Origin of the sequence: Streptomyces sp. NPDC059398, assembly GCF_042751845.1 — a bacterium.
Taxonomy (GTDB): Bacteria; Actinomycetota; Actinomycetes; order Streptomycetales; family Streptomycetaceae; genus Streptomyces.
This window is the reverse complement of the sequence record NZ_JBHYWP010000052.1, coordinates 21,200-32,330: the sequence shown is the minus strand read 5'-3', so window position 1 is coordinate 32,330 and position 11,131 is coordinate 21,200. Positions and strand designations below refer to the sequence as shown.

11 protein-coding genes are annotated in these 11,131 nt (G+C 72.3%); 6 read left to right on the top strand and 5 right to left on the bottom strand.

The window, feature by feature from the left end; genetic code table 11:
• Positions 1-153: 153 nt before the first annotated feature.
• Positions 154-594, bottom strand: a complete 441-nt coding sequence (locus tag ACFXBC_RS19615) for a hypothetical protein (RefSeq protein WP_385025515.1) — start codon at positions 592-594, stop codon at positions 154-156.
• Between the two features lie 462 nt (positions 595-1,056).
• On the opposite strand from ACFXBC_RS19615, the gene ACFXBC_RS19610 reads away from it, so the two are divergent.
• Positions 1,057-2,100, top strand: a complete 1,044-nt coding sequence (locus ACFXBC_RS19610; protein ID WP_385025513.1) for a hypothetical protein — start codon at positions 1,057-1,059, stop codon at positions 2,098-2,100.
• Positions 2,101-2,132: 32 nt separating this feature from the next.
• Positions 2,133-2,468 carry a hypothetical protein gene (locus tag ACFXBC_RS19605; protein WP_385025510.1) on the top strand — a complete coding sequence of 112 codons (336 nt, stop codon included), beginning with the start codon at positions 2,133-2,135 and terminating at the stop codon, positions 2,466-2,468.
• Between the two features lie 32 nt (positions 2,469-2,500).
• On the opposite strand, the gene ACFXBC_RS19600 is transcribed toward ACFXBC_RS19605, so the two are convergent.
• A complete protein-coding gene (locus ACFXBC_RS19600; RefSeq protein WP_385025507.1) occupies positions 2,501-2,977 on the bottom strand; it encodes an RrF2 family transcriptional regulator in 477 nt (158 codons plus the stop codon).
• Positions 2,978-3,039: 62 nt separating this feature from the next.
• Between ACFXBC_RS19600 and ACFXBC_RS19595 the strand changes: the two genes are divergently transcribed.
• Positions 3,040-4,515 (top strand): MFS transporter, encoded by a 1,476-nt coding sequence (locus tag ACFXBC_RS19595; protein WP_385025504.1) that lies wholly within the window; start codon positions 3,040-3,042, stop codon positions 4,513-4,515.
• Between the two features lie 169 nt (positions 4,516-4,684).
• Complete coding sequence (locus tag ACFXBC_RS19590) at positions 4,685-5,305, top strand: L-threonylcarbamoyladenylate synthase (protein ID WP_385025501.1); 621 nt, start codon at positions 4,685-4,687, stop codon at positions 5,303-5,305.
• A 42-nt stretch (positions 5,306-5,347) separates the two neighbouring features.
• Here the strand turns inward: ACFXBC_RS19590 and bla are convergent, their stop codons facing one another.
• A complete protein-coding gene (bla, locus tag ACFXBC_RS19585; RefSeq protein WP_385025498.1) occupies positions 5,348-6,271 on the bottom strand; it encodes a class A beta-lactamase in 924 nt (307 codons plus the stop codon).
• A 167-nt stretch (positions 6,272-6,438) separates the two neighbouring features.
• Between bla and ACFXBC_RS19580 the strand changes: the two genes are divergently transcribed.
• Positions 6,439-7,314 (top strand): LysR family transcriptional regulator, encoded by an 876-nt coding sequence (locus ACFXBC_RS19580; protein ID WP_385025495.1) that lies wholly within the window; start codon positions 6,439-6,441, stop codon positions 7,312-7,314.
• A gap of 44 nt (positions 7,315-7,358) precedes the next feature.
• Entirely contained in the window at positions 7,359-8,225 is an 867-nt protein-coding gene (locus ACFXBC_RS19575; RefSeq protein WP_385025492.1) for a serine hydrolase, read from the top strand.
• A gap of 103 nt (positions 8,226-8,328) precedes the next feature.
• Here the strand turns inward: ACFXBC_RS19575 and ACFXBC_RS19570 are convergent, their stop codons facing one another.
• On the bottom strand, positions 8,329-9,780 hold the full coding sequence (locus ACFXBC_RS19570; RefSeq protein ID WP_385025489.1) for a sugar porter family MFS transporter: 1,452 nt from the start codon (positions 9,778-9,780) through the stop codon (positions 8,329-8,331).
• 224 nt (positions 9,781-10,004) lie between these two features.
• The gene (locus ACFXBC_RS19565) at positions 10,005-10,973 is read right to left on the bottom strand and encodes a pyridoxal-phosphate dependent enzyme (protein ID WP_385025486.1); all 969 of its coding nucleotides are present in this window, start codon (positions 10,971-10,973) and stop codon (positions 10,005-10,007) included.
• Positions 10,974-11,131: the final 158 nt, after the last annotated feature.

Below are 11,131 nucleotides of genomic sequence, written 5' to 3'. Positions count from 1 at the left end.
GTGGGGGGGGGGGGGTCTGGGGGGGGGGTCTTCTGGGGGCGTGGGGGTGGCGCTCTCGTGCCGGGGGGGGGGGGGGGGGGGGGGGTGGGGGGGGCGGGGGGGGGGGCCGGCGCCCCCCCCAGGGCACGGCTGTGTCCGGCGGACGGACCCTGGTCAGGTCTGGCGGTCGCCGCGGCGGCGCAGCAGCAGCGAACCGGCCCCGACAGCGGCGAGCAGACCGGCGCCCAGGACGATGTCCTTGCTGTTGACGCCCTGGCTGGTGCTGCCGCTCCCGGTGTGCATGGTGCCCGACGGCATCTTGGCGTCGGGGCAGATACGGGCGGCGTCCGATGCCAGCGCGTTGGCGTTCGACCGGAGCTTGTCGAGGTTGTCCTGCTCGGCCTTGCCCGGGTGCCCGCCGCCGGCTGTCTGGTCCTTGTAGTCCTTGAGCGCGGCCTGGTACTCCGCCTCGGCCTTCTGGGCGTCCGAGGTGGCTTTCGAGCAGGCCGCACTGGTCTGCGGGGCCTGGGACACCGCGGCGTGGGCCGTGGGTGCGGTCAGTACGACTGCCGCACCGAGAGCGGCCGTACCCAGAAGCGCATGTATAGAACCCATGATCCAACCTTCCGCGAGTACGGATGCAGCACCTGTGCACCGCAGACGATCGGGTCCGCACTCACAGACCCGATCACAGCGCAGCCATCGCCGCACAGCTCCCTGACCACCCATCAGGCCCAGCGGCCCGCCCGGCCGTTTCCCCTGCCATCCCGCTTGTCGTCGCAGTTCAGAGGCGTGAGCGGCGCCCGGCCACGACACCGGCAACGGCCCCGCCGATCGAGTGACCCGGCCGTCCGCGCGGGTGGGTGTCCGGCCGCGGACACGCGGAGGTGAAGCAGAGGGAACTTTCGGCCACGGCTCTCAGGCAGGGACGGACGCCGCTCCCCCTCCGCGGTCTCTCACCGGGGAGTGGAGGCGCGATCTTCCCGCCGCGCTGTCGACAGGCCGAACCGCGGGCGCGGCGACAGACTGGCCTGGCCGGCCCGCACGTCCGGCACCGTACAGAGACAGGAGCCGCAGATGCCCCCGGACCCGGACCTGGATCTGGACACCGCGCACGGCCCGGCGGGCGCCGGCCGCCGCTCGGTCCTGCTGAGCGCGGCGGCGCTCGCGCTCACCGCCGCATCCGGATGCTCGGACACGGCCTCCCGTACGTCCCGCCACCCGCGGCTCTCGGCGCCCACCGCATCCGGTTCGTCATCGGCGGGCGCCACTGCACCGGTGGCCGGGCTGCCGCACACGACGGCCTGGCGGCCGAACGCGGCGGACGTCGATCCCGGTGTGAAGCTGCGTGCCGCACAGCTCATCGAGGCGCTCGGCACCTGGCAGGCAGGCGGCGGGAGCGTGGCCAAGGCGCGGGCCAGGGTGACCGCGCTCGGTCTGCCCGGTGCGCTGGCCGATCAGGCCGGGCCCCTGCTCTCCGGCGCCGACGAGGCAGTCCTCCAGGTCGTCGACGCGCAGTACGGCGGCATCCTGACCGACTCCGCGAGCGTCCTGGTCGTGTGCCGGCAGTGGTCCCGGTCCGGTGGCGGCCCGGTGACCGGCGGCGGTACGACGGTGGACGTACGGCTGAGCCGGGCGCGCCCGCGCTGGTCGGTGACGGCCCTCCACCCGGCTGCTCCCGGTCCGCCGTCGCGGTCCCTGTCCGACACGGCCCGCAGGGTCCTCGCCGACCGCCGTATCAGCCTGCCGCCGGCCTCCGCCGCCGATGTCCGCAGCGGCCGCGTGCACACCAGTGCGCTGAAGGCGATGCTCCGGCTGGCGGGCAGCTACCGCATCGATGTGAGCGTCGTACGGTCCGGGCACCCGCTGGACGTCTTCGGCACCCACCGGCCGAGCGACCACCCGCTCGGCCGCGCCTTCGACGTGTGGCGGATCAACGGCCGCCCCGTCGTCGCCGCTTCGACACCCCGCTCGCTGATCGAGTCCTTCATGCGGGACGCGGCGGCGGCCGGCTCGTACAACGTCGGCGGGCCCGTCCGGCTCGGGGGCGGAGCCACCGCGAACCAGTTCTTCTCGGATGCCACCCACCACGACCACGTCCACGCGGGCTTCACCAGCTGACGGCCTGCCACCACCGCATACAGGAGCCCCTCATGCCTCCGCCCTCCACCGGACCGGCCGGCGCGGACACCTTCCTGGCCGTCTGCGGTCACACGCATCTGTTTCCGGGGGCCCGCTGCCGTATCCAGGGGCTGCCCGATCCGGGCGGGTTCGCCGCCGGTCCGGTCCCGCTCGACCTGGTCCTGCGGTTCTCCGACGGGGTGACCACCGAAGCGGAGCTGCGCACCGGGGACCCGGCCGGCCCCGTACTGGCCGTCCCGGCCTACACCACGGGGGCCGGCACCATCGTCGGCGGCCGCGCCTGGCTGGTCCGGGAGTTCACCGGGGCGGGCGACGCGGCCGAGCTGACGATCGGCCGCCACGCCTGAGGCAGGCTCAGGCGCCGTTGCCGTGGAGCGGACTACGACCGGGCCTCTTCGAGGAGGCGTGCGTTGCGCTCGCGGACCTCGGCGGGGAGCCGGCCGACGACGTCCTGGACCGTGGCCGAGCGCAGTGAAGCGCGCCATGCCTCGTGGGCGTCGGCCATCACCGACGCGAATCCGCACGGTCCCGGGCACTCGTGGGGGGCCAGCGCCCCGGTGCCCCGTCTGCGGATCTCCTGGCAGAGGAACGGCGGGGCCGCGCCCTCGACCGCCTCCAGTATGTCCAGCACCGTGATCCCCGCGGCCGGACGGCCCAGTTGGTAACCCCCTTTGGGGCCGGTCAGCGCAGACAGCACACCGGCCCGGGTCAGGGCCTGGAGGTGCTTGGCGAGATAGGTCTCGGGGAGGCCGTAGTGAGCGGCCAGCACATCCCTGCGTACGGGAGTGGTCACGGATGCCTGCGCAAGCAGGGAGACACAGTGCAGAGCCCATTCCACGCCTTGCGACAGTTTCATGGAAAGGAGTATACGTATCCCGGACATCAAAAGTCTCTAATAGAATCCTTGAGGGAGCATCAGTGACGGAACCCAACCCCCCGCACGCCGAAGGCGCGGCCACACTCACCGTGCTGCTCTCGGCGTGGTTCCTCGCGCAGTTCGACTTCTTCGTGGTGAACGTCGCCGCACCGTCCTTCACCCAGGGGCTCGACGCGAGCTCCACCCAGCTGCAACTGATCGTCGCGGGCTACGCGTTCACCTACGCGGCCGGCATGATCACCGGCGGGCGCCTCGGGAGCCGGTTCGGATACCGCCGGGTGTTCGTGACCGGCGTCCTCGCCTTCGCGGCGGCCTCGCTGCTCTGCGGAGTCTCGGCCAGCGCCCCGCAACTCGTGGCCGCGCGGCTGCTCCAGGGCCTCACAGGCGCGGTCATGGTGCCCCAGGTGCTCGCGATGATCACCGCCATCTACCCGGCGGAGCGACGTGGGCGGGCGCTCGGCTGGTACGGAGTCGCCGGCGGGGCGGGCTCCATCGCCGGCCAGGTCTTCGGCGGGCTGCTGCTGAGCGGGGACGTACTGGGGCTCGGCTGGCGGGTGATCTTCCTGATCAATGTGCCGGTCGGTGTGGTGGCAGCCGTGCTCGCCGTCCGGGTGCTCCCCCGCGTGGAGACCACGAGGGCCACGGGCCAGGACCCGCTCGGCGCCGTCGCGATCGCCTGTGCGCTCGCCCTCGTCCTCGTTCCGCTCTCGCTCGGCCATGCGGAGGGCTGGCCGGCCTGGACCTGGGTCAGCCTCGGCGCGGCCGTCCCGGCCGGCGTGGCGGCGGTGGCCTGGCAGCGCCGACTGCATTCCAGGGGCCGCTCGCCGGTGGTGGATCTGACGCTGTTCCGGCAGCCGTCGTTCGTCACGGGCATCGGGGCCATCACCGCCTTCATGGCCTACTTCTCGTCGTTCATGTTCACCCTCACCCTGCTGCTGCAGCGCGGCCGCGGCCTCAGCGCCTTCGAGGCGGGGCTCGTGTTCGCGCCCATGGGCCTGATGTTCTCGACCACCGCGCTGCTGGGCTCCCGCGCCGTGGCCCGGTACGGTCCGCGCGCCGTCGTCGCCGGAGGAGCGACCGTCGGGCTCGGCCTGCTGCTGCTCGCCCTGCTCCCGGACGCCGGGGGCGCGAGCCTGGGGTGGATCCTGGTGGCGCTGGTGCTGGTCGGTGCCGGAAACGGGCTCGTACTGCCGCAGCTGATCGGTCTGGCCCTGGTCGACGTCTCGGCCGACCGTGCGAGCAGCGGGAGCGCCGTGCTCTCCACGGCCCAGCAATTCGCCGGGGCCGCGGGGGTCGCCCTGATCGGTGCGGTCTTCTTCGCCGCCCCCGGCACGAACGCGGGGACCCGCCGTTCGGCCTTCATCGACGTCGCCCTGATCGTGGTCGTCACCCTGCTCGTCGCCTGGACGACGCGCACCGGTCGCAGCCGGGAGGGCGGGGGGCGCCCCCGCACCGTCACGGCACCCGCGCCGGCCGCGGCCCGCCCGCCCTCCGACTCGCTCCCGCACGGCAGTTGACCTCCGGCCGGTGTGGCGGCCGCCCGATGCCGGGGTACGGTCCGCCACCCGCGCCCGCCGGAACGGCGCGAACGGCCGCAACGGAGCGGCACGAGGACACGCGCGGGGCGGGAAGCCCTGCCCCGTCGCGCTGCCGACCGTCGCACCGGCGACCGCGTACGCTCGACGGATGGCGAAGTATTTTGATGTGCACCCCGACAATCCGCAGCGGCGCACCATCAGCACGGTGGCCGAGAGTCTCCGTTCCGGTGCGCTCGTCGCGTACCCGACCGACTCCTGTTACGCGCTGGGCTGCCAGCTCGGCAACCGTGACGGCATCAGCCGTATCCGTACGATCCGCAACCTCGACGACCGCCACCACTTCACTCTGGTGTGCCAGGACTTCGCCCAGCTGGGCCAGTTCGTGATCATCGACAACGACGTGTTCCGTGCGATCAAAGCAGCGACCCCCGGCAGCTACACCTTCATCCTCCCGGCGACCAGGGAGGTGCCGCGTCAGCTGCTGCACCCGAAGAAGAAGACCGTCGGGGTCCGGATTCCGGATCATGTCGTCGCTCAGGCGCTGGTCGCCGAGTTGGGTGAGCCGCTCCTCTCCAGCACCCTGCTGCTGCCCGACGAGGAGGAGCCGATGACCCAGGGCTGGGAGATCAAGGAACGGCTCGACCATGTGCTGGACGCCGTGGTCGACTCGGGCGACTGCGGGACCGCGCCGACCACGGTCATCGACTTCTCCGGCGGTGAGCCCGAGATCGTACGCCGGGGGGCGGGCGACACCGCACGGTTCGAGTGACCGCCGGGTCCACGCTCCCCGGCAGTCAACCGGTCGTCGGCGTCACGCAGTTGGCGTGAGCAGACCGGCCACCAGCCCGGCCGCCCTGGCCACCAGCGCGTCGTCCGCGGCTGCCTCCTGGTCGTGCTTGGTGGAGAGCACCGACAGCACCAGCGGCGACCGCTTCGGCGGCCACACGACGCCCACGTCGTTGGTGACGCCGTAGTCCCCGGTCCCCGTCTTGTCCGCGAGGACCCAGCCGGCGGGCAGGCCGGCCTTGAAGCGTGCGCCGTTGGTGGTGTTCGCCGTCAGCCAGCCGGTCAGCTTCTCGCGGTGAGCGGGGGTCAGGACGCCGCCGACGACGAGGCGGCCGATGGTGGACCCGATGGCACCGGGGCTGGTGGTGTCCGTGACCCGCCACGGCTCCGCCGAGTTCAGCTCGGGCTCCCAGCGGTCGAGCCGGGTCGTGGTGTCCCCGATGGAACGGCAGAAGCGGGTGACCGCGGTCGGGCCGCCGAGTTCGGTGAGCAGGAGGTTGACCGCGGTGTTGTCGCTCTCGCCGAGAGCGGCGGCGCACAGCTCGGCGACGGTCATGCCATGGGCGATGTTCTCCGGCTTCCCGGTGACCGGGGCGTTGCCCGACTTCCTGACGAGCGCCTCGGTGTACCGGATGCGCTTGGCCAGGAACTCGCCGTCGTGGTCGAGGTCGCGCAGGACGGCCCCGACGGCGGGGGCCTTGGACACCGAGCACACCGGGAAGCGTTCGCGGGCGCGGTAGAGCACCGTCGCGCCCGTGGCCAGGTCACGGGCGAAGACGCCCAGCCGGGCCGCGTGCTCGTCCTCAAGCGCCCGCAGCCGGCGGGAGATGTCGTCGCCGGGCGATACGGCGTAGGCCCGGCCGGCTGTGGGCGCCAGGGCGGCCAGGGCCGTACCGGCGCCGAGGGCCAGTACGGTCCTGCGGTTCGGAGCGGATTCGGTGATGCGCACGGTGGCCTCGTTCCTTGTCGCGTGGTCAGGAAGGTCCGGGACGCGCCGGAGATGCGGGGCGGCCCGGATCCGCACAGCGCACAGTCAAGTCGGCCGGCCGGATCCATGTCGAATACACTCTCAGCCTCAGAGCGATTCGATCTGGATATCTGCGCACGTCGGAGGGCATGTTGCTGACCGAACGGCATCTGGAGATCTTTGTGGCGCTCTCGGAGGAGGAGCATTTCGGCTCTGCGGCGCAGCGCGTCGGAATCACCCAGCCGCCGCTCTCCCAGGGGCTGCGCCGGCTCGAAACACTGCTGGGTGTCCGGCTGTTCGACCGTGACCGGGGCGTCGCGCTCACCGACGAGGGAGCACTGCTGCTGCCGCACGCGCGCCGGGCCCTTTCGGCGCTCACGGAGCTACGGGACGCGGGCGCCCGCGAGCAGGCGGACGGGCGTCGGCTCAGGCTGGGGCTGGCGCCGGAGGTCCCGGCCCGGGTCGCGGCCGCTGTGGCCGCGGCGCCCGTCCGCGCGGGCGAGCGGAGCCGGATCGCGGTGACGACGGCGCCGACCGTCTCCCTGCTGTCCGAGACCGCTGCCGGCCGGCTCGATCTCGCGGTGATCCGGCATCCGGCGGTCCTGCACGGTCTGGCGGCGGACCGGGTGGTGCTCTTCCCGAGCTGGGTCCTGTCGCCCGCGGACGGGACAGCGGGCGCCCCGGGGGCGAACCGGCGGCTGCCGGTCGCCGTACGCCCGCGTGACGAAGCCCCCGCGGCGCACGATCTGTTCGTCGACACCCTGGCCAGCCGCGGGCGCCGCGTCGAGACCCTGGTGGTGTCCGACGAGCGGGCCGGGCTCGCGCTGGTCGCGGCAGGGCAGGCCGTGCTGGTCACGGCCGACGAGACCCTGACCGCCGACGGCGTCGAGCGGGTCAGGGCGACCGACCCGCCGCTGCCCCTGCGGCTGCGGGTGGTGTGGGACGGGCGGCGCCCGGACTGCGAATGGACCGCGCGCACGGCTCAGTTGGTCGTCGAGGCCCTGTCCCTGCAGGCGGCGAAGTGAGCGGGGCCGGGCGGACGAGCGGTGTACAGCGCACGATCCGCTCCATGTTCGCCGACGCGGGGGTGCGCGGCTGGCTGCACGTGGCCGAGGTGCGGCGCCCGGCGGCGTACGTCGCGGTCGATCCCGACGAGGCGGTTCCGGTCGGGTCCGTGTACAAGCTGCCGCTGATGGTCACTTTCTGCCGGCTGGTGGACGCGGGGGCGCTCGACCCCCGGCTGCGGGTCACGCTCGGAGCCTCGGACCGGATGCCGGGTCCGACCGGTATCTCCGTACTCCAGGACCCGGTGACCATCTCGCTGCGGGATCTGGTCGCCCTCATGATGACCGTCTCCGACAACACCGCGGCCGACGCCCTGCTGCAGCGGATCGGCACCGCGGAGGTCGACGGGGTCTGCCGGGACCTCGGCATGCGGGACACCGCCGTGCTCGGCGGGGTGGCCACCGCGTTCGCCCGGCTGGTGACGGAGACCGGGGCGGATTCGCTGAGCGCCGCGATGGAACGCATCTCGGACAACGACACCACGGTGCCGCAGGCCGTCTACGACCCCCTGTCCAAGGCGTCGGGCACCCCCGCTGACATGGCCCTGCTGCTGCGGGCGATCTGGACCGGCCGGGCGGCCTCGGCCGAGAGCTGCGCGTTCATGCGCCGGGTCATGGGAAAGCAGCCGTGGACCCACCGGCTCGCCTCCGGATTCCCCTACGACGACGTGACCGTATCGGGCAAGACGGGGACCTTCGGTTCGATGCGTCACGAGGCCGGGGTGGTCGAACTCGCCGACGGCAGCGCCTACACCGCTGTGGTGTTCACCCAGGCGGCCCGTGCGGACAGCAGACTGCCCCGGGCCGACGCCGTGATCGGGGCGGCCGCCCGGGTCGCGGTGGAGGAACTGCGCGGCAACGAGGGCCTGTGACGGCGGCCGTACGGGACCGGCCGCCGCCGGACAGCTCCTGGCGTCATGGACACCGGCCCCGGAGAGACGGCACCGGGGCGCGGCGGGCGTCCGGGCCCGGCCGTCAGACCGCGGTCTGCCCGGCCGCCGGGCGCTGGTAGGTCTCGCCCGTCATCGACTCCAGCTCCAGCTGCTTCGTCTCCGGGACCTTGCCGCGTACGAAGAAGAACGAGGCGAGAGCGAAGAAGGCGAACGTGCCGTACAGCCAGGAGAGGCCGACCTGGCGGGTCATCGGCTCGAAGGCGAAGGTGACGATGAAGTTGAAGATCCAGTTCGACGCGGTGCCGATGGCCAGCGCCATCGCGCGCATCCGGTTCGGGAACATCTCCGCCAGCATGATCCACAGGATCGGGCCCCAGGAGAGCGCGAAGAAGACGACGAAGGCGTTCGCGCCGACGAGCGCCAGCGGTCCGTAAGGGCTGGGCAGGGAGACATGGTCGCCGCTGCCGTGCTGCTGGGAGAAGGCCACCGCGGTGAGCAGCAGCGAGAGGAACATCCCGAGGGAGCCGATGGTGAGCAGCCGGCGGCGGCCGACCCGGTCCACAAAGAGCATGGCGACCACCGTCATCACCACATTGATCCCCGCGGTGATCACCGAGGTGGTGAACGAGCTGGACTCGCTGAATCCGACCGACTTCCAGAGGGTGGTGGAGTAGTAGAAGATCGCGTTGATGCCGACCAGCTGCTGGAACGCGGCCATGATGATGCCGACCCAGACCAGCGGGTGGAGCCCGAACCGCTTGCCGCGGATGTCGGCGAACGTGCTGCGGTGTTCCTTGTGCAGGGTCTCCCGGATCTGCTGGACCTTGGCCTCGGGGTCGGCCTCGCCGGTCACCCGCCCGAGGACTCCGGCGGCCTTGCCGTACTCGCCCTTCAGCACCAGATAGCGCGGGGATTCCGGAATCAGCATCGCCAGCAGGCCGTACACCAGCGCCGGAATGACACCGACCAAAAACATCCAGCGCCAGGCCGCCATGCCGAACCACAGGTTCTGCGACGCACCGCCGGCGGCTCCGGCCAGGCCCTTGTTGGAGCTGAGCACGACCAGCTGTCCCACGGTGATCGCCAGCTGCTGCAGCGACCCCAGGGCGCCCCGCCCCTTCGCGGGAGCCACCTCGGAGATGTACGCCGGGGCGATCACGGAGGCGATACCGATGGCCAGTCCGCCGATCACCCGCCACACCATGAGGTCGGGTACGGAGAACGCGGTGGCCGACCCCACGGAGCTGATGATGAACATCACCGCTCCGAGCACCATCACCCGCCGCCGTCCCCAGCTGTCCGCCAGCCGCCCCGCGTACCAGGCGCCCACCGCGCAGCCCAGCAGAGCGATGGAGACGACGAAGCCGGAGAGGAAGGAGCCGAGATGGAAGTGCGAGCCCAGCGCGTCGACCGCGCCGTTGATGACGGACGAGTCGAAGCCGAAGAGGAATCCGCCGACCGCGGCGGCGATCGAGATGCCTACGGCTTTACCGCCCCGGTGCGGTGCTTCTGTGGGAGGAGCCTTCTCGGCCATGAACACAATCACCTGACTGACATCGTTGTCCGGCACCGCTTCCACGCTCTGTGAAAGCGCGCCTTGCCTTGGGTGCCGCAGCACCTTTACGGCGCTCGCGTACCCACATGGAAACATGCCAGTCCCCCGCAAACCTGTGATTTATGACAGGTCCGGAGGCCGGGGGCGAACCGGTGCCGCGGCGCCTTCCGGCTCCGCCGCACCCGCCCCGGACGGTCGGACGGTCAGCTTCCGCAGAGTTCGGCGAAGCGCTGTGCGCCGATGTTTCCGCCCGAAATGATCACGCCGACGCGCCTGGGGAGCGGGTCGATCCGGCCCGCCAGCAGGGCGGCGAGACCGGTGGCACCGCTGGGCTCGATGACGATCTTCAGCCGTTCGAAGGCGAACCGCATCGCGTCGCGGATCTGGTCGTCGGTCACCAGCTCGATACCGTCGACCAGCCGCTGGTTGACGGAGAAGGTCAGCTCGCCGGGGATGTCGGCGGCCTGGCCGTCGGCGATGGTGCGCGGTACGGGGATGGACACCCGCCGGCCCGCCTCCAGGGACCGCTTCGTGTCGTCCCCGGCCTCCGGTTCGACACCGATCACCCGGATACGGCCGTCCAGGCCCTTGGCCGCGGTCGCGCTGCCGGCCATCAGCCCGCCGCCGCCGACCGGCACCACCAGCGCGTCGAGCTCCCCGGCCTCCTCGATCAGTTCGAGTGCGGCGGTGCCCTGCCCGGCGATGATGTGCGGGTGCTCGTACGGAGGGATGAGCGCGAGGCCCCGGTCGGCGGCCAGCGCCTCACCGATGGCGACGCGGTCGCCCGTGTACCGGTCGTAGGTGACGATCTCCGCGCCGTAACCGGCGGTGGCGTCCAGCTTCGACTGCGGGGTGTCCTCGGGCATCAGGATCACCGCAGTGGTGCCCAGCTCCTTGGCGGCGAGGGCGACGGCCTGTGCGTGGTTGCCCGAGGAGTACGCGGCGATGCCCTTGGCCACCTGGGCCGGTGACAGCCGGGAGGCGGCGTTGTAGGCGCCGCGGAACTTGAACGCCCCGATCCGCTGGAAGTTCTCGCACTTGAGGAGGGTCTCCGCACCGACGAGCCGGTCCAGGGTGCGGGAGCGCAGCACCGGGGTGCGATGGGCGACGCCCTTGATCTGCGCGGCGGCGTCGCGGACATCGTCGAGGGTGACCGGCAGTGCGTGTGTCATACGGAGGGCTCCAACAGGGCTCGCGGGATTGGAGGTTGAGGGCTGGGATGGCGGTGGGCCCCGCCCGGCGGCGCGGCCGGCGGGGGGGGCTCGCCCCCGGTGCGGGGGTGCGGGGCCCCCCCCCGGGCATCTTGGTCCCCGTAGAGGGCGGGCCCACC